General features: G+C 39.6%; 21 protein-coding genes. 15 read left to right on the top strand and 6 right to left on the bottom strand.

Annotation, left to right across the window (positions count from 1 at the left end):
* Window positions 1-75: 75 nt before the first annotated feature.
* Complete coding sequence (locus tag ACHUE3_RS00105) at window positions 76-1,044, bottom strand: dihydrodipicolinate synthase family protein (protein WP_394188971.1); 969 nt, start codon at window positions 1,042-1,044, stop codon at window positions 76-78.
* A gap of 487 nt (window positions 1,045-1,531) precedes the next feature.
* Here ACHUE3_RS00105 and ACHUE3_RS00100 point away from each other — a divergent pair, with 487 nt between their 5' ends.
* The 7 genes from ACHUE3_RS00100 (at window position 1,532) to ACHUE3_RS00070 (ending at window position 9,973) form a co-directional block, all read left to right on the top strand.
* A complete protein-coding gene (locus tag ACHUE3_RS00100; protein ID WP_394188969.1) occupies window positions 1,532-2,395 on the top strand; it encodes a PhzF family phenazine biosynthesis protein in 864 nt (287 codons plus the stop codon).
* Window positions 2,396-2,531: 136 nt separating this feature from the next.
* Window positions 2,532-2,891 (top strand): hypothetical protein, encoded by a 360-nt coding sequence (locus ACHUE3_RS00095; RefSeq protein ID WP_394188967.1) that lies wholly within the window; start codon window positions 2,532-2,534, stop codon window positions 2,889-2,891.
* 393 nt (window positions 2,892-3,284) lie between these two features.
* Window positions 3,285-6,278 (top strand): TonB-dependent receptor, encoded by a 2,994-nt coding sequence (locus tag ACHUE3_RS00090; protein WP_394188965.1) that lies wholly within the window; start codon window positions 3,285-3,287, stop codon window positions 6,276-6,278.
* Between the two features lie 215 nt (window positions 6,279-6,493).
* On the top strand, window positions 6,494-7,540 hold the full coding sequence (locus tag ACHUE3_RS00085) for a proline racemase family protein (protein ID WP_394188963.1): 1,047 nt from the start codon (window positions 6,494-6,496) through the stop codon (window positions 7,538-7,540).
* Window positions 7,537-8,622, top strand: coding sequence for a M24 family metallopeptidase (locus ACHUE3_RS00080; protein ID WP_394188961.1), 1,086 nt, complete (start codon window positions 7,537-7,539; stop codon window positions 8,620-8,622). The genes ACHUE3_RS00085 and ACHUE3_RS00080 overlap by 4 nt, the downstream gene beginning before the upstream one ends.
* 1 nt (window position 8,623) lies before the next feature.
* On the top strand, window positions 8,624-9,568 hold the full coding sequence (gene lhpI, locus ACHUE3_RS00075; RefSeq protein WP_394188959.1) for a bifunctional Delta(1)-pyrroline-2-carboxylate/Delta(1)-piperideine-2-carboxylate reductase: 945 nt from the start codon (window positions 8,624-8,626) through the stop codon (window positions 9,566-9,568).
* A gap of 6 nt (window positions 9,569-9,574) precedes the next feature.
* On the top strand, window positions 9,575-9,973 hold the full coding sequence (locus ACHUE3_RS00070; RefSeq protein WP_394188957.1) for a hypothetical protein: 399 nt from the start codon (window positions 9,575-9,577) through the stop codon (window positions 9,971-9,973).
* Between the two features lie 42 nt (window positions 9,974-10,015).
* On the opposite strand, the gene ACHUE3_RS00065 is transcribed toward ACHUE3_RS00070, so the two are convergent.
* The 3 genes from ACHUE3_RS00065 to ACHUE3_RS00055 are packed head-to-tail and all read right to left on the bottom strand — an operon-like array spanning window position 10,016 to window position 11,739.
* Window positions 10,016-10,633: a flavin reductase family protein gene (locus tag ACHUE3_RS00065; RefSeq protein ID WP_394188955.1), complete on the bottom strand. Its 618-nt coding sequence runs from the start codon at window positions 10,631-10,633 to the stop codon at window positions 10,016-10,018.
* 9 nt (window positions 10,634-10,642) lie between these two features.
* Window positions 10,643-11,374, bottom strand: coding sequence for an SDR family NAD(P)-dependent oxidoreductase (locus ACHUE3_RS00060; protein ID WP_394188953.1), 732 nt, complete (start codon window positions 11,372-11,374; stop codon window positions 10,643-10,645).
* A complete protein-coding gene (locus ACHUE3_RS00055; RefSeq protein ID WP_394188951.1) occupies window positions 11,374-11,739 on the bottom strand; it encodes a thiol-disulfide oxidoreductase DCC family protein in 366 nt (121 codons plus the stop codon). The genes ACHUE3_RS00060 and ACHUE3_RS00055 overlap by 1 nt, the downstream gene beginning before the upstream one ends.
* Window positions 11,740-12,120: 381 nt before the next feature.
* Here ACHUE3_RS00055 and ppc point away from each other — a divergent pair, with 381 nt between their 5' ends.
* The gene (gene ppc / locus ACHUE3_RS00050) at window positions 12,121-14,766 is read left to right on the top strand and encodes a phosphoenolpyruvate carboxylase (protein WP_394188949.1); all 2,646 of its coding nucleotides are present in this window, start codon (window positions 12,121-12,123) and stop codon (window positions 14,764-14,766) included.
* Here ppc and ACHUE3_RS00045 read toward each other — a convergent pair whose 3' ends face one another.
* Complete coding sequence (locus ACHUE3_RS00045) at window positions 14,767-16,809, bottom strand: tetratricopeptide repeat protein (protein ID WP_394188947.1); 2,043 nt, start codon at window positions 16,807-16,809, stop codon at window positions 14,767-14,769. It lies immediately after the preceding gene.
* Window positions 16,810-17,059: 250 nt separating this feature from the next.
* On the opposite strand from ACHUE3_RS00045, the gene ACHUE3_RS00040 reads away from it, so the two are divergent.
* A complete protein-coding gene (locus tag ACHUE3_RS00040) occupies window positions 17,060-17,437 on the top strand; it encodes a hypothetical protein (protein ID WP_394188945.1) in 378 nt (125 codons plus the stop codon).
* A 49-nt stretch (window positions 17,438-17,486) separates the two neighbouring features.
* Window positions 17,487-18,419, top strand: coding sequence for a cytidine deaminase (gene cdd, locus ACHUE3_RS00035; protein ID WP_394188943.1), 933 nt, complete (start codon window positions 17,487-17,489; stop codon window positions 18,417-18,419).
* Here cdd and udp read toward each other — a convergent pair.
* On the bottom strand, window positions 18,411-19,166 hold the full coding sequence (gene udp / locus ACHUE3_RS00030; RefSeq protein ID WP_394188941.1) for a uridine phosphorylase: 756 nt from the start codon (window positions 19,164-19,166) through the stop codon (window positions 18,411-18,413). The two genes, cdd and udp, sit on opposite strands and share 9 nt — an antisense overlap.
* A 522-nt stretch (window positions 19,167-19,688) precedes the next feature.
* Between udp and ACHUE3_RS00025 the strand changes: the two genes are divergently transcribed.
* The 5 genes from ACHUE3_RS00025 to ACHUE3_RS00005 all read left to right on the top strand — a co-directional run bounded on the left by ACHUE3_RS00025 (window position 19,689) and on the right by ACHUE3_RS00005 (window position 24,846).
* Entirely contained in the window at window positions 19,689-20,798 is a 1,110-nt protein-coding gene (locus tag ACHUE3_RS00025; RefSeq protein ID WP_394188939.1) for an arginase family protein, read from the top strand.
* A gap of 129 nt (window positions 20,799-20,927) precedes the next feature.
* Entirely contained in the window at window positions 20,928-21,620 is a 693-nt protein-coding gene (locus ACHUE3_RS00020) for an amino acid ABC transporter substrate-binding protein (protein ID WP_394188937.1), read from the top strand.
* Between the two features lie 120 nt (window positions 21,621-21,740).
* Entirely contained in the window at window positions 21,741-23,027 is a 1,287-nt protein-coding gene (gene paeA / locus ACHUE3_RS00015; RefSeq protein WP_394188935.1) for a polyamine export protein PaeA, read from the top strand.
* Window positions 23,028-23,360: 333 nt separating this feature from the next.
* Window positions 23,361-24,200, top strand: coding sequence for a hypothetical protein (locus ACHUE3_RS00010; RefSeq protein ID WP_394188933.1), 840 nt, complete (start codon window positions 23,361-23,363; stop codon window positions 24,198-24,200).
* 124 nt (window positions 24,201-24,324) lie between these two features.
* A complete protein-coding gene (locus ACHUE3_RS00005; RefSeq protein ID WP_394188931.1) occupies window positions 24,325-24,846 on the top strand; it encodes a GNAT family N-acetyltransferase in 522 nt (173 codons plus the stop codon).
* The last annotated feature ends 216 nt before the right edge of the window (window positions 24,847-25,062 follow it).

Here is a 25,062-nt window from a genome sequence, read left to right as displayed (position 1 = left end):
TTTCACTTTATCAATGTGGCGGTTTGGGTAAAACGCCGTAATGACGGCGCTTTTGTTTGCGAGTATTTAAAATAATCAGTCTATTAAACCCAGCGCCTCTAGCCTTTCTTTTGCTAAAGCGTATCGTGTGTGCACGTCATCAATTTGCTGTTGAGTTAACTTTTTACCAAAAGTACGAAGCCCGCCGGTTACATCATTATGATGAATGCCAAATGCAAACTTAAGGTATTCCAACAGCAGCGGTTGTGCATCAAGGTAAGATAGCGAATTCATAGCCTGTGATATTTTATTTGCCTCGTCCCATTCGCCTTTATTTACGTGCTCTTGCATAGTGACACTCGCTTTAGGGAATATACAACCCACGCCTGTAATTCCACCGCATGCACCAGCAAGCCCTGCATGAACAGTAACAGTGTCAACACCAGCTAGCACTTTTAAATCTTTGTTTTCTAGCATCATGGTTTCAATCACTGATACATCAATAGTCGATATTTTTAGTGCCGTGACTTCAGGTAGTGCTGCAAGCCGAGTGAGAAGGTCAGTTGAAAGCGCATGATAGCCTGCTGCGTCAGGGTTGTTATAAGGCATTATTGTAATACCGGCTTCTTTTGCAGCGGATGCAGAAAGCGCGTAATACGCATACATTTGGTCATCAGAAGGGGTTTCTTTAGTTTTTGGCGGCATGACCATAACAGTATCTACACCAACCGTTGCGAGTTCTTTAACGATTTCGGCAAGCTCTTCTTTAGTTTCTGCCGCAGCGCCACTGATTAATGGCACATTGTATTCTTTAGCCACACTTGAAAGAGCGTTTAGTAAAGAAAGGCGTTGCTCAGAGCTTAGGTAGCTGTTCTCACCCAATGTGCCAGAGCCGACAAGTCCACCCATGCGGGTGCCACCTTTTCCTTGCACTTTTAAAATATCTGCAGCGTATTTTTTTGTTGCATCAAGGTCAATTTCAAGGGCGCCGGACTCTGACTCTTTTAGCCATGTAAATACAGCAGGCATTACGGTATATCGCCAATCTTTACTGTTCGTTTGCATTATCTTTCCTCTTATAAATACATATTGTATACATTATACAAATTGATTGTATCAGTTAAAATACTTTCGGCAAGGCTGGATTAAAAATAAACTAACTACTGAGCTTAAAATTTATATATAGCCAAGGCAGCTTAGTAAGTAGTAAGGCTTCATTATGTTCAAAAATATTTCTTTAATCTTACAAAGTGCTAGGGCATGAAAAAGGGATGAATAAGTTGACCTTGCAAGCTCAAACTAAAACGCATGATCAATAGTAAGTGTTCTATCATTTTTATAATAAACTTTTAAATATGCTGCTAAGTACTGAGTAAAATAATCCCGCACCACAAAAGCCCAATAAGAAGGTGTAAAAACAGCGTAAAACGTATTTTACACTTTGGCTAAATACATCTTACTCATTGAATCCAAATAGGAACTCGATTATGGTTGAGTGTCCAAATCATTAAAACGCGCTGTTTTATAGCTCTATAATACAAAGGAGAAGTAAGTGAATATCGAGGTTATATTGGTTGACTCATTTACTGTAAAGGGAAAAGGTGGAAACCCTGCAGGTGTGGTTTTAAATGCTGATGGACTGACGGATGCGCAAAAGTTAAAAATTGCACAAGCTGTGGGTTACTCGGAGACAGCTTTTGTGTCTAGTGATAACGACGCTGATTTTGAAGTTTCTTTTTTTACAACAACAGATGAAGTTGATTTTTGCGGGCACGCAACGTTAGCTACTTTTTCTACTTTGTACCAAAAGGGCATACTTACTGCTGGCACTTATACTCAACGCACCAAAGTGGGCATATTATCTGTGACTATCGAACCTAGTGGTAAGGTAATCATGGCGCAGCAACTACCACAAACGCTAGCGTGTTTTTCATACCATGAAATCTCACAGGTTATTGGCATCGAAAGTAGTATATTGCAAAGTACTCAGTTACCGATTGAGGTTATTTCAACCGGCCTCCCCGATGTGATTATTCCTGTGCCTCATGGTTATTTAGACCTCATAAAACCAAATGACGAACTTATCACTGCATTTTGTAAGAAACATAAAGTGGTTGGTTTTCATGTTTTTGAGCTTTGTAGCGCTGACAGTAATCCAACGGCGAGTTGCCGTAATTTTGCACCATTATTTGGTATCTCTGAAGAGTCAGCTACGGGTAGCTCAAGTGGGGCACTTGCATGTTATTTGACAGAACATTTAGCTCTGGGCAGTGAATATGTTTTTGAGCAAGGTAGAGCAATGGGGTGTACGTCAATAATTACAGCATCCATAGAATCAGATAACGCCACTGTAACCAGCGTTAAAGTAGGTGGCTTTGCAAGTATCATCGAGACAGTAATGATTCCTTTAATTTAGGGCTAAAATTTTGAGCTGGCAACATATTCAGCCAATGTACTCCGGTATTGTGCTCTTGAACATTAAGTGTAAGCTAAGCAAGAAAAGCTTTTCTAACTTTATTACAGAGGTAGCTTTTAGTTTTTAAGGATTTTGTATGAATATAGTCTTTTTACTGTTGTCTTTGTTAACCTTTATCGCAATGGGAGCGAATGCCAATTTATTTGTGGCATGGAATATTTTGCCTATTGCATTTGTTGCGATTGTTTATAATAAAACGGATTTTAAAGGTGTTCTAAAATCGAGTGTTTTTCATATGATTTTGGGCACTATCTTATTGCATATCTTTTTTCACACCGTGATGTACTTTGATATTGGTGAAGCAGCTACAGGGTCTTCAACAGCGGCTCTTAGCTATATTTTCTTCCCTATTCATTCAATGTTGTTCGGTGGCCTAATGTACTTACTTTCTAAGGCCATAAAGTTGATTTATATAAAATTAAAGCAATGTAAGTGATGTAATGAAAGATAAGAAGCTGATGTGCCCCTACTAATTTAAACTTGCTGCATAGCACCCATTTTGTGCATCGGTTTTAAGCATAGGCTTAATTGGCACCCTTTTTAATTTTTTATTTTATTGCTTAAATAATAACGACTTTCACCTGACATTCTGCTCCTACCTTTAACTTCTACATATGCATTAACCACTGATAATTATAGATAACTTCACTTTTACCCAATTTAAATCTTGTTTAATTAGCTTGTAATTTCATTGTTAAAGGTTGTGGAATTTTAAGTATATGTGAAATAAATGTATATTTAATATTGTATACAATATGTAATAAGTGTATATTTTTTACGTCGAGGTTAGCTAGACGATAAAAAATCAACAGGATCTAAGGAACACTCAATGTTTACATATAATAAAAAACAAACTCGGGGACTTGGCGTTAAAACGCTATTGGCATCAGCCGTTACTGCAGCATTAATGATGGCACCCGCCGCGCAAGCGGTTGACGGTAGCAGTGTAGTGAAAGGGCACGTGGTTGCTCAATCTGGCACTGACTTAATCGGTGCAACCATAACATTAAAACATAAAAGCAAAGGTCTGGTTTATACCATTACCAGTAATGCTGATGGCGACTATTTATTGCGTAATGTACCTGTTGGTACCTACGATGTAACCATCGTAAAAGATGGTTACCAAACACTGGTTGAAGAAAATGTAGCGGTAACAATTGGTCAGTCAATTATTCTTGATGTTCAGCTTTATAAATCAGGCGCAGACATGGAGCGTATTGCTGTTACTGGTGCTGCAATTCGTCGTGTTGATATGGCGTCATCAACATCAGGGTTAACCTTTAGTGATGCAGAGCTCAAAGCGATGCCTGTAAATACAGGGTTTGAGAGTATTGCATTACTTGCCCCAGGTACTGCGGTGCCGGGTGGATCAAGTTTTAATGGTGCATCGAGTTTTGGTGGCTCTTCAGCGGCTGAAAACGGTTATTATTTTAACGGATTAAATGTAACTAGTATTCGTACTGGGCTTGGTTCTATCCGTCTTCCTTGGGAAGCGATTTCGCAAACACAAGTTAAAACCGGTGGTGTTAGCCCTGAGTTTGGTGGTGCATTGGGTGGTATTGTTAATGCTGTATCTAAATCAGGTGATAATGATTTTAAATTTGGCGCAGAAGTACGCTGGGATCCAGATAGCGTGCGTAGTCAACATGACTCTATCTTTCAAGAAAATGGCACTATTAGCACTAATACACAGCAAAGTGGTTACGATTTTAAAGAGCTGCAATTATGGGCCAGTGGTGCATTAATTGAAGATACGTTGTTCTTTTATGGTTTATTTGCGCCACGTCGTGAAGAATCAACAGGCGCGGGCCAAACCACCTATTCTGATTTTGAGCGTGATGAAGACCGTTGGTTTACCAAAGTCGATTGGTTTATAAATGAAGACCATTCGGTTGGCTTTTCAGCAATGAATAACAAGCGTACTTGGACTGATAAAACGTATGCATATAGCTGGCAAGATAATGTTATTGGTGCACAGCAAGGTGTTGATGCGCCAGGCGAAGACGGCGGTAATGTATTTAGCATTAATTATAATGGTTATCTTACTGATACATTTTCAGTATCAGCAGTTGTAGGGCGTGTAACTGAAAACGTAGAAAATGTTGTGGCGTCTCCTAACCCGGGTGTGTGGGATGAGCGTGACGGTTTTACTACATTGAGCCAGCATACTAACTCGTCAGTTAGTGAAGAAGAATATACGCGTGATCAGGCGCGTATCGATTTTAGCTGGGATTTAGATATGCACTCTATTCAATTTGGTGTCGATTACACTAATGTAGAAGTGGCATTTCATTCAGGTCAAAACGGTTTAGGTGATGCAGAAGGTTGGTGGACTGCTAAAACAGCTGGTGAAAATGATATTTCTGGCGCAGAAGCAGGCACTGATTTTATTGAGCGACGCATTCGTACTCGTGATGTTAACTCTGACGTTTCGTCATTGGCTTTTTACATTAATGATTCATGGCAAGCGACTGATAACCTAGTACTTAACATGGGCCTGCGTTACAGCCAATTTGAAAATACCGTAACTGATGGCCGCGCTTTTGTTGATATAGATAATCAAATTGCGCCACGCTTACAAGCAATTTACGACATCAGCGGTGATGGCAGTGCAAAAGTATTTGCCACTTACGGCCGCTATTTTCAGCCAGTATCTGCCAATATGAATATTACACAGGGCTCTGCATCTGTTGAGTGGTTTGAGTATTTTGAATTGGATGAGCTTGATGGTAACGGTGCACCTAGTTTATTAGCTGATGGGTCACCAAGCCGTGGCGATATGTTACGTGATAGACGCTGGCGTCAACGTGGTATTACAGAGCCGGGTTTGATTGCATCATCTTCACTTAAGCCTATGTACAGTGATGAATTTACAATTGGTTATCAGCAAGAAGTATTTGACTCTATGTCAGCGGGTGTTCGTGCTATTTATCGCGATTTAGGCCGCAGTGTTGAAGACACCGATGTAGGCCCCGTTTTAGCTAAAAAATTAGCTGAGATGGGCATTACTGACAACGTAGGGCAAGGTTCTTACTATGTATTGAACAACCCAGGCGAAGCGATTCAAATGTCATATGACTTTGATGGTGATGGTCAAGTTGATAATGTGAATTTAAGTGCTGCTGAGCTTGCTTTACCAGAGGCAAAACGTAAGTACCTTGCGCTTGAGTTTACCCTTGATGGTAATGTGACTGACGATTTACGTATTAACAGCTCATACACATGGTCACACAGTTACGGGAATACAGAAGGATTGGTTAAAACAGACAATGACCAAGCAGATCCAGGTTGGACAACTTCTTATGACTATGGCGATTTGATGGATCATGGTTATGGTAATCTGCCGAATGATCACCGTCATGCGATTAAATTTAGTGGCGCTTACAACATTACAGATTCGCTTACTTTAGGTTTAGTTGCACGCACAACATCAGGCCGTCCTAAGAGTTATTTTTCTGTTCACCCAGAAGGTGTTGATAGTTGCCAAGCTGGCAGCCCATGGGATGCATGTATCAGTAAATATTATGGTCAAGCCTCACACTATGATGAAAATGGTAACCCTGCACCGCGCGGTAGCAAAGGTAACTTACCATGGCTGACCAATATTGATATGTCACTAACGTATTACACTGACTTTTTTGGCTCTGATATGACGTTAAAAGGCACTGTTTATAATTTGCTTGATAGTGATAGCGCACTTTCAATTAATGAAGAGCGTGCTCAGTATGGTGACAATGGTTTAGAGCTTAACCCTGATTATGGATTAGTGACGGGCCGTCAAGGCGCACGTTATGTGTCGTTGACCGCACGTATAGAGTTTTAATTTCCCCTGGTAAGACGCTGTAAGAACTCAGCTTTAGTATCTCATCGCCGTGTAGGTGAGTGCTAAAGTTGAGTTAATGTTTAAGCACATTCTCGTTAAGAGCAACACAGTCTTGATGCCGGGCAGGCAACTGTTCGGCATTTTTTGTAGTGAGTTATTGGTATTTGCTCTACAAAAATAAAGATATCGCATATAAAAAATAACAAAGGACAATTATGACCCCAACTTTGTTTTCTCATTGGCAGCAGCCGCACCCAGATTGGTTACATATCCATACTCTTGATATGCATACGGGCGGTGAGCCTCTACGTATTATTATTGACGGCTTTGAACAGTTAAAAGGTCACACAATATTAGAAAAGCGAGCCGACTGTTTAGCGCGTTTTGATGACTTACGAAAAGCCTTGATGTTTGAACCCAGAGGCCATGCAGATATGTATGGTGCTGTTATTACAGCCTCTGAGCGTGCTGACAGCCATTTTGGTGTACTGTTTTTACATAATGAAGGCTACAGTACCATGTGTGGGCACGCCATTATTGCATTAGCAACAGCTGCTAAAGATTGCGCCGTTTTTGAATTTAAACCAGGGGTAAACGAACTTAGAATAGACACCCCCGCAGGGCTTATTAAAGCCTATGTAACGCTTAATGGGGATAAATTAGAACAAGTGTATTTTGACAACGTAGCCAGCTATGTTGAAAAAGTAGGCTTATCAATTGAACTGCCAATGTTTGGCACTTTAGAGTGTGATATTGCATTTGGTGGCGCTTATTATGCATTTGTAGATGCAGACACTATCGACTTAAATTTAACACCCAGTAATCATGAGCAAATTATTAGTCTTGGCAAAGCGATAAAGCAGCAAGTGAATAGCCAATACCAACCCAATCATCCAGTTGATAGTGAGCTGAGCTTTTTATACGGGGTTATTTTTTACTCCAATTCGCAAACCACAGAGGACGTATTTAGTCGTCACGTATGTATTTTTGCCCAAGGTGAACTTGACCGCAGCCCAACGGGCACCGGCGTGAGTGCTCGCGCTGCGCTTGAGCATACAAAAGGTCGCTTATCGTTACATCAGCGCATTGGCATTGAAAGCATTTTAGGCTCTGTGTTTACTGTTGAACTTAAGCAGTCATGCGAGTTTGAAGGTATGCAGGCAATTATTCCGAGAGTTAGCGGAAATGCGCATGTAACCGGTAAACACACATTTTTAATTGATCCCCGTGATCCCTTAAAGCAAGGATTTATATTTCGATGAACGATCACTTTTTACAACGCCAGCAATTAATTAAACAAAAAATGACGCAACAGAACCTGAGTGCTCTTTTAGTATTAGGGCATGAAAATATTCGTTATTTAACGGGGTTTAGTGGCAATGCGGCATACGCTCTGATAACGGAGAGTACGCAAGTTTTGATCACAGACTATCGCTACTTTGAGCGTGCTCAAAATGAATGCGAAGGCTTTGAGGTGATCAGCAGAGATCGCGATAACGAAAGTTTAGGTCAGTGCATTGCGCGGTTTTTAACTGTTAATAGCCAGCTTGGCTTTGATGCCGCTTTTATTAATGTGGCGCTTTGGCAGCAAGTAGCGGCAGATTTACATGCGCATACATTAATGCCAATCCAAGGACTGGTTGAGTCGTTGAGAATGGTAAAAAACGAATGGGAAGTTGCTCAAATCAAAGCAGCAGCGGCAATTGCGGATCAGGCATTGGCACAGACGTTACCTTATTTTAAAGAAGGCGTTACTGAGCGTGACTTAGCCCTCGAGCTTGAATTTAGAATGCAGCGACTTGGTTCAGAGGGCATATCGTTTGACACTATTTTAATGTTTGCAGAGCGTACATCGCTTCCGCATGGCAGCCCAAGCAGCCGAACACTTAACCTAGGTGATGCAATTACATTAGACTTTGGCGCTGTGATCAATGGTTATCGTTCAGATATGACCAGAAGTTATGTATTAGGTGAGGCATCAACAAAACAACGCACAATATACGACACGGTGGCCAATGCACAGCAAACCGCCATTAATTTACTCAAACCGGGTGTCAAATGTATTGAGTTACAACACGCTGCGCAAAAGGTGCTTGACGATTCAGGCTATGGGGAGTTTTCGGGCCAAGGTTTGGGTCATGGATTAGGCTTGTTTTTGCATGAGCAGCCATTTATTAATAGTCACTGCGCACATGTACTTGAGACGGGTAATGTAATTACAATTGAACCTGGTATTTATATTCCAGATTTTGGCGGTGTACGTTTAGAAGAAGATATTTTAATAACAGCTGAAGGCTTTGAAGTGTTAACCCATGCGCCAAAACCGTTTGAGTTGGAACCTTAACATGCAAATTATTGATAAAATACAAATAGATAATGCACTCAATTTCGAGACGCTAATAACGGCGATGCAAACTGGGTTTGCACACGATTTTGGTATGCCAAAGCGCAATGTATATCAGTTAGATACAAATGATAGTAATCACGATGCGTTTGCAGTTTTACCGGCCTGGAATGAGCAAGTCATTGGAGTAAAAGCGTTTACGTATTTTCCTAATAATGCACAGTCAGGGTATGAATCTTTGTACTCTAAAATTATGTTGTTTTCACGTCAGCATGGTGAGCCGTTAGCATTAGTTGATGGCACGCGTATAACGTTATGGCGAACCGCGGCTGTATCAGCTTTGGCGAGTCGCTATCTTTCGCGAGAAGACAGTCGCCATTTAGTGTTCTATGGCAGCGGCAATTTAGCTGAGTATATGATACGCGCTCACCTTACGGTTAGAAATATTAAGCGTGTAACATTAATTGCGCGCAATGTGCAAAAAGTGACGGCTTTGCAGGCACAATTACAAGCTGCATACAAAGATATTGAGTTTGTCATTGGGCAAAGTAATGAAGCAACAATATACAGTGCCGATATTATAAGTTGCGCAACGGGGTCCACGGTGCCTTTATTTGATGGTAATTGGCTAAAAGGTGGCACTCACGTTGACTTAATTGGTAATCACAATAGTGACGCGCGTGAATGCGACAGCCAAACGATTAGCCGCAGCAAAGTGTATGTTGATAGCCGTGCTAATGTGTTAGCTGAAGCTGGAGAGCTATTAATTCCTATTAAAGAAGGCACTTTTAGCGAGGATAACGTGTGTGCCCAGCTTGCTCAACTAGCGCAACAAAATAGTTATGCACGCTTTAACGAAACGGATATAACATTATTCAAATCAGTAGGTACAGCGCTGAGTGACCTAGTGGCCGCAAATCATGTGTATCAATCTTTACAAGGCTAAAAAAGAATGAGTAGTGTGTTATTAATCTTAGGTGTGTGCTTTATTTGTGCAGGCCTTTTACCCTTGTTACGTTGGTTTAAAAGCAAAGTGAGTAAGCATCATTGGCGCGTCTGCGAGGTTGATAATATCACTGTAGCGATTAATAACCGTATTTCATCGCTAGAGCTTGCGCAGCAACAAACCATGATGGTGAGTTTTTGGTTTGAGGGCAATATTTATAGCGTGATGGTAGATTACAGTGACTCGCTTTTCTTACGATTTAAGCAAGGTAAATCGTGCACATTACTCGTTGATAAAAATAACCCTCTCAATGTGTATAGCAATATTTATATGTGGCATGGCTTTGCATTATCATGGCTGTTGGCTGGTTGTGTTCTAATATTAGCTAGTTATTTATTTTATTAAATAAAAAGGGGGCCTGATTTTCAGACACCCCCCTAGGGAAGATTAATCTTTTGGCTTCTTTGCGTACGGCAAACGCATTAAATGACGGGTTTTGTGGTAACTGTCTAAACCACTTATTGCAACCGTATTGATGGTTTCAAGATCAAGAAAGCCATCCTCCATCACGGCGGTGTCATCAACGTGTATATCCATAATTTCGCCTATCACTAACTCAGTGCCGTTAACTTTTAGGTGTTGGTTTTCTACAAATTTAACAGCGTATTTTAGTCGACTTTGCTCTACAAATGGCGCTTTAAAATCGGCCAAGTACTGAGGAGTAAGCCCGGTGGCTGTAAACTCAGATTCGTCTTTGTCATACCGTGCAGATGTTTGATGTGCTTGCTCTACTATATCGCTGTTCACTTGATTGATAGTAAATACACCCGTTTCTAGTATATTTTCAAACGTATGGCGAGGAACGCTGTGTGGTCTCATTATCATGCCAACTAAAGGAGGGTGTGCGCCTAAGTGGATCACCGAACTTACAATGGCAAGGTTGGTATTGCCACTGCTATCTTGCGTACCAATTAGGTTAGCGCTTTTGTAACCTGATAAAGAATTAATCAAATGAGTGCGGTAATGTTTTTCGAAATTATCAATCTCGGTTTTAGTTATATGCATAGTGGATCCTTACCAGTTAATAGGTTGACCTTGCCAGTCAATGTAAGCAGGTTTGCCAATCTCGGTTAGTGTTTCAGGGTTCTTTAACAGCGTAAAGAGTTGAGATGCAACAAACTCTGGCGTAAAAAGCTTTCCTTCAGGAACGTTTTTTTGAAATGGCTTTGATAAATGTGTATCTGTAGTGCCTGGGTGAAATAAAACTAATCGTGTTTGTTTAGCACGGCGCTGTAGCTCTATAGCAGCAGTTTTAAACAGCATATTTAGAGCGGCTTTAGAAGCACGATAACTGTACCAACCACCCAGGGCGTTGTCAGAAATACTGCCTACTCTGGCACTCAATGCTGTGATAGTACATGGCGTTTTGTGGTTTAATAATGGTGCCACAGCTTGAAGGCACAGTATGGGTATTAATGTGTTGGAGTTTAGCAATGAGCTGAAATACGACTCGTCAATTTCTTCTAACTTTTTTTCAGGCATAGCATCTTCAAAATGCAGTTGGCCATTAAAAATAACCACTTGATGAGGCGCTATTGCTCTAGCTTTTAGGCTATTCGTTAATTCTGACAAGCTTTGTTTTGAGTAGTCCGTTATATAGTGTTCAATATCATGGTTGTGATTACTTGTTATTGGACTTCGGCTGACAGAAATGATTTTTGCATCTGGGTTGTTGCGTAAAACCTCGCTGATATATGCATTAGCAATACCACTACTTGAGCCAAACAATATATATACTGGGTTCATTATTTAATCCTGCAATTTGACTTACATAACACTGACGTTATTTGGAGCCTGTACTTGGCAAATAACCAATAACCGGCATCAGCGAAGGAGCGAATGATCGGCAGTTGTAATATTTTTAACCAAGAGTGCTTTCCAACAGCTTGCCAAGCAGCGAATGTCACGTCGAGGCCATAAATCATTTCACCGTTATCACGCTGACCATGAAGGTAGCCCATTGCATCTGAGCGTTTTATGTTAGTAAAGCGTTGTTCAAAATCATCTTTATTTATGTCCTCGAGGGTAATTTTATTCTCTTTGTCTGCGCGTTTGAGAGATTGCATCTCTTTGGCGCACAAGGGGCAATTGCCATCGTAAAATATGATCATTATCAGCAAAAAAGTTGGCGATACGTTATTTAATGTTACGAAATAGAATATGCTTTGGATCTATTCAATTGCTCTTTTGAATGATATTAATAGGGGCACAGAATAAAAAAATAAGCTTACACCGACTTTTGTTTCTACTCTCACTCCACGGTTTAAAGTCCGGTTAAGTTTATTATACCAATCGTGTTAAGTTATTAGTCATTTATAGCGACTGATAAATAGAGTGATAACAAGGCATAAATTTTGACATATAGTTGGTCTACATGAAAAATTTATAACGCAGTTAGCGCTTTATTTAGCACGCTAGAATGGCTAAATATTTAAGTCGATTGGTATTATTAGTACCCTTTGGGTCGAATCATCAACAATGGAGTATTTGGAATGAGTGAACAATATGCCGCCTTGCGTGGGAACGTCAACTTACTAGGTCAATTACTGGGCCAAACAATTAAAGACACCCAAGGACAAGCGATATTAGACAAAGTAGAAGAAATTCGTGCTTTGGCTAAATCATCACGCACAGGCAACGAGCAAGATCGCCAAGCCTTAATTGATGTATTGCATGCGTTAACAGACGAAGAACTTTTACCAGTTGCACGTGCATTTAATCATTTTTTAAATTTGGCTAACGTTGCTGAACAATTTCACACTATTTCACGTTTTAATGATGTTGGTTTTTGCCAGCTTAGCCCGCTCACTCAAACGCTAAAAGCGCTATCAAGCCAGGCTGCACAAGGTAAGTTAAACCCCAATGAAATTGCCGAAAGTTTATCTAAGCTGCATATTAATTTAGTTTTAACGGCGCACCCTACTGAGGTGACTCGCCGTACAATTATCAATAAACATGTGGAGCTGAGCGATTGCTTGGCTTCGCTTGAGCGTACAGATAACCTTCCTTACGAGCGCGAAAATATTCTAAATCGAATTGCGCAGCTAATTAGTCAAGCATGGCATACCGATGATATTCGCCGCTCAAGGCCGACGCCAATTGATGAAGCAAAATGGGGCTTCGCGGTGATTGAAAACAGCCTTTGGCATGCGGTGCCGCGTTTTTTAAGAGATTTTAGCAAAGAGGTTAAGGAGCATCTTGATTTAGAACTACCGAATGATTATAGCCCGCTTGAGTTTACTTCATGGATGGGAGGGGACCGAGATGGCAACCCGTTTGTAACCTCACAGGTGACACAACAAGTGCTTGATCACGGTCGTTGGATGGCGCTTGATTTGTACAGCCGAGATATAGATACACTCAGTACTGAGCTTTCGATGTCGCAAGCCAGTGATGAGCTTGTCAAATTAGCGGGGCAAGATTTCGAACCATACCGCGCTGTGTTAAAAGCCTTAAAAGCACAGATAAGTGAAACTGTAGCGCACCTCGGCGCTAAAATTATGAACACGCGCACCGAAGCACAAGACATCGTCACGCATATTAATCAAATAAAGCAGCCACTTGAAGTGTGCTATCGCTCATTATTAAAAACAAATATGAGTGTTGTAGCCGATGGACTTTTGCTTGATGTACTTCACCGAATCAATAGCTTTGGTATTCGATTAGCTAAACTTGATGTTCGCCAAGATTCATCTCGCCATGCTGATGTGTTTTCAGAGTTAACACGTTATCTAGGACTAGGTGATTACAACCAATGGCAAGAAGAAGACAAACAAGCGTTTTTACTGGCAGAACTTAACTCGCGACGTCCTCTTATTCCAAAGCATTGGCAGCCGGGTGCAGATGTGCAAGAAGTGCTCGATACGTTTGATGTAATTGCAAAACAAGATGCATCAACCTTTGGTTTGTATGTTATTTCGATGGCACGCACGGCGTCTGATGTATTGGCGGTTCAGCTGTTACTAAAAGAAAGTGGTTGTCGCTTTAAACTTCCTGTAGCTCCCTTATTTGAAACGCTTGATGATTTGAATGCAGGCCATAATGTAATTACCCAGCTGCTTGATAACACGTGGTACCGAGGGCAGGCAGATGGTGTGCAAAATGTCATGATTGGCTATTCAGATTCAGCCAAAGACGCTGGAATGATGGCCGCTGGCTGGGCGCAGTACGAGGCAATGGATAAGCTAGTACAACTAGCGAAGCAACGTGATATTGAATTAGTATTATTTCATGGTCGTGGTGGCACGGTTGGCCGTGGTGGTGCTCCAGCTGCACAAGCCTTGCGCTCGCAACCTCCTGGATCATTAAAAGGAGGTTTACGTGTAACCGAGCAAGGCGAAATGATCCGCTTTAAGTTTGGTTTACCCAATGTTGCGCTTCAAAGTTTAAATATTTACGCAGGAGCTGTGCTTGAAAGCAATTTATTACCACCGCCAGAGCCTGAAGATAAGTGGCGTGATGTTATGGCATTGATCAGTGAAAAGTCATGTGAGCATTATCGTAATGTGGTGCGCTTTGATGAAAACTTTGTCCCTTACTTTAGAATGGCGACCCCTGAGCAGGAGCTTGGTAAATTGCCATTAGGCTCACGCCCTGCAAAGCGTAACCCAAATGGCGGTGTGGAAAGTTTACGCGCAATCCCATGGATATTTGCGTGGAGCCAAAATCGTTTAATGCTGCCAGCATGGTTAGGAGCATTAACGGGTTTACAAGCTGCATTGGAAAAATACGGGGTTGAGACATTAAATGAAATGAGCCAGCAATGGCCATTCTTTAGAGCGCGTTTAGAAATGCTAGAAATGGTGTTTAGTAAAGCTGATTGCTGGTTAAGTGCCCACTATGATGATGCGCTTGTTGAACCACAATATAAGCCTCTAGGAGAAGAGTTACGCAAAGAGCTTAAACAAGCAATTGCCTTGGTGCAATCATTAAGCCCACAGCAAAGCTTATTGGCTGATCAGCCTTGGATCAAAGAATCAATTGGCCTTCGTAATCCGTATACAGATCCACTCAACGTACTTCAAGTTGAGTTGCTAAAACGTTCACGAGAGGCGAAAGAAGGTGCTTCAGGTGATATTGATAATGCCTTAATGATCACTATGACAGGTATTGCAGCAGGTATGCGCAATACGGGTTAGTTATAGAGAGTGTTGATTGGCCTTAATATGTGCTTTTTCAGCAGTAGACCCATCTATAGGTAAATCAAGTACAAAACAAGCGCCATACTCACAAGGTATGGCGCTTATATTACCTAACAAGTTGTACTTAACCGCATTAAATACCACATTTAAGCCAAGCCCTAAATTGTTTCCGCCTAAGTTGGTTGAGTAAAAGGGGGTAAAAATATCTTTTAGAATTTGTTCATCAATTCCGCTGCCATTATCTTGAAAAGTAATAAGCGCCTTGTTTTGCCTTTTTTTAATATCGATAGTTATGAGCGGATTTTGTTTATCATTAAAACCGTGTTCGTAGGCGTTTATAACTAAGGTTTTAAATACATCACTTATAATTAATGGGTGTGAAGTGAGAGTAATCTCATCCCCTGTAACTTGAAAATCGATATGAGTTGAAAAATTATGTTTTAATGAGTCAACTCTCTGTATCGTAAAGTTTTTGATTTCAAATTTTTTCATTGGGTTTTGTATAGCATTAGCCACGTTCAATGCTTTAAATTGCTCAATCATGCTGGCTAATCGATTAATATTACTGATCACTAAGTCTTTGGCTTGATCAGTGTTAATAATGAACTGGTTAAAGTCTTTAGTATTTAAGCTTTTATTTTTAAATTTATAATCAAGTTGCTGTAGATTGTCACTAATGAAAGAAATTGCCGTTGTTGCTGTGCCAATAGGTGTATTAAGCTGGTGTGCAATTCCAGATACTAAAGCGGTTAACGCCGCCATTTTCTCAGCCTCAACAAGACTCTTTTGAGTAATTTCTAATTGTACTAAAGCTTGCGCTAGGCGTTGTTTACGTTTGTATATGTTAGATATGGTAAAAAATGATCCTACACAAATAATAAACAGTGAAATAGCAATACTTAATGCAAGATTTTTAAAGGCATCCGCGTGTGCAGTTTTTAATTGCTTTTCGCGCGTAAGCTCAGCGATTTCAACTTCCTTTTCATTTAAATCAGCCTGAGCAAGTGCTTTGGCTAGGTTGACATCAGCTTGTTGTTGTATAAGTTTTGTTTGAACCTCAGAGTATTGTTTATAAGACTTAATCGCTTGTTTATAAAGACCTCGTGACTCATAAAAATAAGACTCAAATTGGTAAACCTTTGCTATAAATGATAAGTCATCACCACTATTACTAATTGATTTCAGCTGATTTTCTGCAAGATTATTATCCCCAGTTTTACTGTGGATTTTAGCCGATTCCAAGCGTACTTCATTTTGTCCATGGACTAAATTTTGATGAGTAAAAATAGCCATTGATTTATCGAGCAAAGTTAAAGCTTGAGGGTACTGTAGTTCAGCGTGTTCTATTTTCGCCATTAGGAGGTAGGCTTTTCCTAACAAGTAATCAAACTTGTTTTGCTGTTTTAACTGAATAACCTCTTTGAGTCTTTTTCTTGCCTCGCTGTACTGTTTTTTCGCAATAAGGGTATCAACTAAATTTAAGGTTGCTATTGCGTTGTCTAATGGCTTATTAGATTGTTTTAAATAATCTAAGTATCGCCTAAATGTGGATTCGGCTTCGTCCAGCATGTTTAATGCTAAGTACACCGTGCCTATATTGTTTAGTGTCTGATTTGTTATATCGTCGTTTAATAGAGCAGCATATTTAAGTGCTTCAGAAAGGTGTTCGAGGGCAAGCTGATGCATGCCTAACTCTATATAAACACCAGCCGAGATATTATAATAACCATACATCAAACCACGTTTGTTAGATTTCTCTGCTAAGTTTTTATAGATAACGAGCGTTTTCATTGCGTTTGAAAACTGTTTAGCTTCAAGTTGAAACCAGGCTTTGTAATTGAGTAAAACTAGGCGTTGATCAGAGGTAAATCTGTCGCTGCTTAATTGCTTGCTTAGACTCTCCAGAGCAATGTGAGGGCTTTGGGCATAATTGTCACGAATATCAGTACGTAGTTTCTCAAATTCGTTCTTATTTAACGTCTCGGCATTTACATGAGAAAAACAAATTAAAAGGGTAAACAGAAACACAATTTGACGCATACAATTTTACCGCTAACGCTTATCTCAAAATATTCGGCCATATTGTAAAGTACAAAAAGTCGAAAAAATCTCAGAATATTCCTATTTCAAGCTCAGAAAATTAGTACTTTTTTATGTTTTAACGCTGTGGTATGACCTGTTGGTATGGTATTTCTTGACTCAAACTAATAAAAAACTACAATACTCGCCTTTGTTGAATAAGAGCCCTTCTTATTTAGCTTAACCTGTTTTAATTCGACCGAGCCGTTTAATGTCAAATATATCAACATGCATCACATTTGATGCATCTTCATCATTAATTATGATGACATTGCGAGGGAACGCGTCAGCACAGGATGTGATTAACTTTTATCAAATAGCGCAACAGCATGTTGCAATTTATGGCAGCAACAAATTGCTTGTTGATGTTTCTGAGGTAACACATAACTTTCCTGCCAGTGATTTATTAAATGTTATGCCTGTTATTTCGAATTGGCTAAAACATTGTGTTGTTGCCAGAGTGGTTAGTTTTGATGGCTATATGCATGACTTATTTTTACAAAAAGCGAAACGCTTTGATATTACAGCTGAGAATTTTGAGTGTTTTAGAAGTGCAAAAACATGGCTTGAAAATCAATCTGGTAATTAGCGACTGAACATTTTACACTATGAAGCCATTAGATAAGTAAAATGTGTTTATGACTTCATCAACATCTTCTTCGCCTATAAATTTAATAACAGGGCACACACATCTTTTTGATGAACCAAAGCGCGATGCGTTGTTCAATCAAGTAAAGTTACAAAAAGGTAAGTTAACTACCCAAGACATAGAAAATCTATGTAGTGAATATTCACTTACTCAAGAGCAGTTACTAAAAGCGTGTTTACCGATAGCCTCTTTGTTTGCAGTGGCGCCCATATCTGACTTTTTAGTGGGTGCTATTGTGGTTGGTTTAGATAGTAATCAGCAAGCGAGCTTTTATTTTGGCGCAAATGTAGAGTTTGAACGCCAGCCACTTAGCCTGGTGGTACATGCTGAACAATCTGCAATAAATAATGCATGGCTAAATGGTGCCAAGTCTATTACCAAAATAGCAATCAGCGATGCGCCTTGTGGTTATTGCCGACAATTTATGAACGAATTAGCAGATGCCGATACGTTTGATATTTTATTACCCTCTGAAGAATTTAAACTGACTGAGTTGCTCCCCGCAGCATTTGGCCCTAAAGACTTAGGTAATCAATACAGTTTGTTTAATCCTAATCCCGCTAGCGTTAGGTTAATAGCGAGTCCAGAGGTTTGTCCGTTACTTGTTGGTCAAGCTGAGCAGGCTTATGTTCCTTATACACAAAACTACAGTGCTGTAAAAATTACCACATTTACACAAGGGAATTTTTATGGCCGATACGCTGAAAACGCAGCTTATAGTCCGAGCTTGGCTCCACTGCAAAGTGCAATTAGTCAATTACACCTTGCTGGTTTACGTATGGATACTGAAACAATTCAGAAGATAGAGTTAGTACAGACAATAGGCGCCGAGAATCAGCAGCAAGTAAGTGAGGCTGTGCTGGCAAGTTATGCTAACTTACCAGCAATGAAAGCGTATAGTGTGGAGTTAGAATTAATTTAGTAGCACTTTAGCGGCTTCAAGTACCACGGCAACGGATTTTTTCTCAATCTCGCCGTGGTCAACATTGGGTATTTCTTGACGAGTTCGGTTAACTAAAACACCCGCAACGCACGCCGCTTTAAGTCCTAGTGCTGCACACATTGTAAATAATGTGGCAGATTCCATTTCGTAATTCATAACGCCGAGCTTTTGCCACTCTTCACAGCTACCTTGGAATGCTTTAGGCACGTAGCCAGAGTAAGTGTCATAACGCTCTTGGCCTGGGTAGAATGTATCGCTTGATGCGGTGATACCAATGTGAAAATCAATATCTAAATTATTACAGGCAGTTACCATTGCTTGTGTCGCAAAAAAGTCAGATACCGCGGGGTAGCTAAGCGGTGCAAAGTGTTGGCTTGCACCATCTAAGCGAACAGATGCTTGGCTAATTAAAATATCGCCTTCATTAATATGCGGCTGAATGGCACCTGTAGTACCAATACGCAAAAATGTATCTATACCAAGTTGAGCGAGTTCTTCTACAGCAATTGAAGTAGATGGCCCACCAATACCTGTTGAGCAAATAACCACGGATTGACCACTGAGTGTGCCTAAGTAGGCATGGAACTCTCGGGTGCGAACTAAGCAACGTGGGTTTTCTAACTGTTCAGATATACGAGCAGAACGATCAGGATCGCCTGGTACAATTGCTAATGTTGCGCCTTGCAAGTCATCGCGAGTAAGTCCTAGGTGAAATACCTTTTCCATATTGGTGCTACCTTATTATCACTTTTTATAATTAACGTTTAACAACGCTAAATTTATAGAGAATTGTTGTCAATCTAGCATCATTACGATTAAAGATAGCTAAGTACAGGACGGATGTCCGTTTGTAGCTAAACTACTTTAAACCGTGTGGTACTAATTAATTGTGAGCTTACCGTTCAAAGGCGGTATTGCGCGCGAAGTTAGCAAGCATGCTTTACTGAATTTATTCATTCTCTATGAATATTCAATCACATAGCGCTATATCAACAATTTTACAAAGGTTGACTTGTCTAAACAGACACTATATCACTCACCTAATGTACTTTATTTGAATTAATGTGTTGTATGGTAGTGAAGTTTAATCCACTGATATTAAATGATATTTTTGTTTTTCACAGTGTGAAAACGAAACCAGTCTAAGTAGATTAAACCGTGTAAACCCGCAATATTAAAATTTTATTAAACTTATTTGCAACAACGCTTTTTTGCATAATTACGCAATTATACAGTTAAGGAATCGAAATGAGCACACAATGGCAAACATTCAAAAGTAAAGTTGAGCACTGTTTATGCCCACCTGGCGATGGTGTTTTTACGGTTAATACAGCCAAAGAACGAAAAGCTGCGTTACGTAACAAGCTTTATGGTCAAGAAGATAACGTTGAGCCATTATGGCGTGACTCTTTAGATACTCTTTCAGATAGCCCACATAAAGCGGTTATGCTTGGCATTAGCTCTGATTGTGGCGGTGGTATTTTGCGCGGCGCAAATTGGGGGCCGCTGTTTTTACGTTCAACGTTGATTGATCAACAGCCACAGGCTAAATCGTTTGATTTAGGTGATGTACGCGTTATTCCACATTTATTACACGATAAATATTTGAATGAAGCAACCATCAGCAATTGTCAAAAAGCCTTATACGACAATCCAAACAGTGATTATTATGTTAGTCCTTTGTCAATCACTGAAGATGTGTGCGACAGCTTTTATGCTACATACACAGACAAAGGTATTTTTGGTATCGGTGGCGACCATTCAATTAGTTACCCATTAACTAAATCATACCTAAAAGCAAAGCGTGAGCAGGGTAAACGCACAGCAATCATTCACTTTGATGCGCATACAGACTTACTTGTTGAACGCTTAGGTATCGATTTATGCTTTGGCTCATGGTGCACGCATATTTTAGAGTTTTTACCTGCGCCAAAAAATTTAATCCAGTTTGGTATTCGCTCAAGTGGCAAACCTAAAGAGCACTGGGAGTCAACGTTTGGTATCAAGCAGCATTGGGCAAACGAAATTATTGAGCGCGGTGCGCAAGATATTGCCAATGAAGTAATCGCACAGTTAAAAGCAGATAATGTCGATGAGCTTTATGTGAGTTTTGATATTGATGCCCTTGATGAAGAGTTTGCATCTGCTACTGGTACACCTGAAGGCAATGGTTTAACACCACAGCATGCGCTTGATATATTGTCTGCTCTTGCAGACGAGTTCCCAATTACGGGTGCTGATATGATGGAAATTGCGCCATTTACTGATAGCTCCTTAGTAGGGCAATCAAGCTCAGAAACAACATTGAGAGAAGGTGCTAAAATTTCAGCATTTTTAATTAATGCAATGAACCGCTAATTTATTTAGATTATTAAAATTAAAACAGGCTTTATAGCCTGTTTTCTATTCACTTATCAGTTAATTGACGCTATATTTAATCAATCATCAACAAATAATGATGAAACAATTAAGTAAAGTGGGGTTGTAGTGAATAAATGGATCTATTTATTGTGTGTTTTTTTTAGCTCACCTTGCCTTGCTAAATTACATGTTGTGACTGAAAACTTCCCGCCAGCGCAATACCTCGATCACAATAATAAGTTAACCGGTCATGTTTACGACAGAGTTCGCAAGGCGCTAGATAATTCTTCACTTGATTACAGTATTTCAGTCCATAGTTGGAGTACGGCATATAACACTGCACTTCGCGATCCACAGACCTGTATTTTTTCTATATCACGATCAGAATTACGTGAAGATAAACTAGTTTGGATTGCTCAATTATCAGATTTAAACACCTACCTCTATAAGTTAAATTCTAAAAATATTACGCTAGATAATTTAGAACAAGCAAAACAATATCGCATAGCTGTGCTCAAAGACAATTACAGCCATCATTACTTGTTATCACAAGGCTTTGAAGAGGGTAAAAATCTGTTGTTGATAGATAGCTTTGATAATATTTTTAATATTGTCAGCAGTCGAAAGAACAGCATTGACTTAGTCATTCTGCCTGAGCAGCGTGTAGAGTATGAACACAGTAGAAGTGGCGTAAAAGAAAACTTAAAAGCGGTACTAAAACTTCAAGTATCGCAACCTGCACTTTACTTTGCTTGCCATAAACAGCTAGATGCTGCCACTAAAGAAGAATTAACCCGCGTATTTTCAAAAATAAACTAAATTATCTAAGTTGTTGTTTTTGTTTGTTTTTATATTTATAAATAGTTGTTGCTCTGCGCTCAAAAGAGCCTATAATTCAGCAGCTTTTATTGATGGAAGCGCATCTTGTTGGAGTAATAAATGGGTGATTTAATCGGGATTGGCTTATTGATCTTGATCAGTGCGTTGTTTGCTATGTCTGAAATTGCAATAGCGGCTTCGCGCAAAATAAAATTAAGAGTTATGGCCGATGAAGGAAGTGCCAACGCAGCAGCAGTATTAAAACTGCAAGAGCAGCCCGGCGCTTTTTTTGCCATGATTCAAATTGCACTCAATGCCATTGCAATTTTAGGTGGTATTGTGGGGGAGCAAGCGTTATCTCCCTATGTTGAACGTGTTTTAGTCATGGTTTATCAAGGCCCATTACTAGCTCAAATTAGCTTTATCATTTCGTTTTTTACGATTACATCGTTGTTTATTTTATTTGCCGATTTAATGCCAAAGCGTTTAGCAATGATTATGCCCGAAGCTGTAGCGGTTAGGCTTGTTACACTCATGCGCTGGGTGACGTTTGCTCTGACGCCACTGGTGATGTTTTTTAATGGTCTAACAAATATTATTTTAAAGTTGTTTAAAGTACCCGCAGAGCGTGAAGATATTGTTACCACGGAAGACATTGTGGCAATGATGGATGCCGGCGCTGAATATGGCAGCTTGCAGCAACAAGAATATAACTTAATTGGTAACGTGTTTGACCTTGAAGCGCGCTTTTTATCCAGTGTGATGACACCCCGCGATCAAATAGTTTATTTTGATATTAAAGAAGCAAGTGCAGATATAGCCAGTAAGATTATTGATCACCCGCATAATCACTTTTTAGTGTGCAATGGTAATTTGGATAAACTAATTGGTTCTGTCGAGTCTAAAGATATACTGCGCCAAGTGCTCAAAGGCGAAGCGGCCAACATTAATGATGAACTATTAGAAAAAGAAACCTTTTATTTACCTGAAACACTGAGTTTGTCAGAGGCATTAAACGCATTTAAAGGTGCGGCCAAACCATTTGCAGTGGTTGTGAATGAATATGCGCTGGTGGTCGGTATTGTGACCGTTAAAGACTTAATGAAAGGGTTTATGGGCGATTTAATAACCCACACTGGTGATGAGTTGATTATAGCGCGCGACGAGAGTTCGTGGTTGGTAGATGGCTTAACCCCTGTAGTAGAGTTGGCTAAAGTACTTGAAATTGATGAGTTTCCAGAACAAATGCACTATGAAACCGTTGCTGGTTTTCTAATTTACTCAATGAAGCGCATTCCAAAACGAGCAGAGTTTATTAACTACGCTGGTTTTAAATTTGAAGTGGTGGACGTAGAAGGCGTAAGAGTAGAGCAATTACTGGTCTCAAAAATACCTTCAGTAATATAAATTAAGGGTAGTAGATTTCATCTGTCTTCCCGTTTGGATGAAAAGGCTCAGACCTCAACTGACAGGCAGTTTTGAGCTATAACCTGCACTGAAAAAGTTAAATTTATTCTGACTTATTTGAGTAGGAGCCTAATTTGTCCGATAACATTATTAACCACCGTTTTGGTGCAAAATAACATGCTTTGAATTCGTGTTATCTTAATTAACTGTTTACAATAGTAATTACTGGTGAAATTATCAGGCTATGTAATATACGCCGTTTTGGTGTGTTATAAACCACCACAATGGTGTTCAATAAGATGTTAGTTTCTTATTTATTTTCGGAGCATAGTTGTGCCAAAAATCGAAGTTTCAAAAGATATGAATGATATATTAAGAGGGATTTGGCATGACAGACTGTCCCCAAAAGGAATTATCTTTACTTACTTGTGTGCGAAGGCGTTTAATGTAGTTAGGTATCCTTCGACACCAGATCGTAGTTTAGATGGAATAGATATAGCTAATGAAGAATTAACAACATTAATTAACTCTTATGGAGTCGAAAAAATTTCATTATTAGTTAAAGAAGTTATTGAGATAAAAAAACAAACGAAAGCTTTGTTACAAAAAAAATACCACAATAATTTTGTTACTCTTCAAAGAGCACTTTCCCCTCTAAATGACTCCCAATATCAAACTGCATTAAGAGCATGTGATAGGCCAGAGTTGTTTCCTATGTTAGTTATTGCATCACAGGAAGCTGACATAGCTTCTTTTAAAATAGACGTCGACATTGTTAGTGGTTGGTCTACCTCTTCCTCGAATAGGTACGGTAGCTTACATATCGAGAAAGACTGGCATATAGATGACATCATTATTGTATCTGATTATATTTGCTCGAGTAATGGTGGCTCTGGAGCCCTTGAGAGTAATGAATGGCTTTGCTTAAACAGAAATGAAAATGGTTTGATGGAATTCGTTACAAGTAAATGCTTAGTAAACGATGCCCCCCAATATCTCTATAATAAGGTTGAAAATACACTCAATACAAAAGGATACGAATACTTAAAAATGGAATGTTTAAAAATGTCATCTGCTCGAATAGTTAACCCTAGAGTAATACCAAATATCAACATCCCTCGTGAAGAATTATCATTCAAAGAAAAGTTTAAAATTCTGTTCGGAATAAAGTAGAAACTAACAAGCTGTTTAAGGCGGGACTGCTAAAGTTTGGCTCGGTTTCGCTTCGCTACACATTTTTGCCAAACATTATCAGCCCCTTAACAGGGCGTTATGCCTACAGTAAAATGGAAGATTTATGGAAATATTCATATCTAAGGATATCGTCCTAAGGGAGTTAGAAATTTCAGATGCTTTAGCGCTTCTCGGTGCTGTTGAATATAGTAGGGTGAACTTATCAAAATATATGCCTTGGGGAAAAGTAATTGTAGATCTGAGTAGTGCTCAATCTTATATCGAGAGTCGAGTAAATAGTGGTGACGAGGGTTCAGAATGGTTCGCAATCTACTTTAAAAACCAGTTCGGTGGTGTTTTCGGGATAAAGTCAATTGATTTTGATTCTAAAGCTTGTGAATTAGGCTATTGGCTTTCTGACAACGCAAGAGGCAATAGGGTTATAGGGCAAGTATTGGATGTAGTTATCCCTTATTTATTAAACGTTCATGGCGTTCGAGTGGTTGAGTTCCATTGCTTAGAAAGCAACTCGGCTAGTATCAAGATCGTGGAGCGTGTTGGTGCAACGTTGAAGCGGAAAATATGCAACACATTAGATGTGCCTAACAAAGAACAATTAATGTGTATCTATGCGTTAGAAATGTAGGCATAACAAAGCATTTAAACGGAACAAAAACAGTGGGTTACGTTTCGCTTCGCTACACATTTTAACCCACTATTTTTGTCCGCTTAATGCGGCGTTAGGTGTATCTTGAGTTTGGTGAATAATGTTATAAAAATAAAATAGGACAGGCACAATTTTTTTTGCAAAACCCATAGTATCGACTACTGTTTTTATATACAGTTAAAATAAAGTTGGTAT

It is taken from the genome of Pseudoalteromonas atlantica (assembly GCF_043641955.1).
Classification (GTDB): Bacteria; Pseudomonadota; Gammaproteobacteria; order Enterobacterales; family Alteromonadaceae; genus Pseudoalteromonas; species Pseudoalteromonas atlantica_A.
Note: the sequence above shows the minus strand (reverse complement) of the source record. Positions and strands in the feature narration are given on the sequence as shown.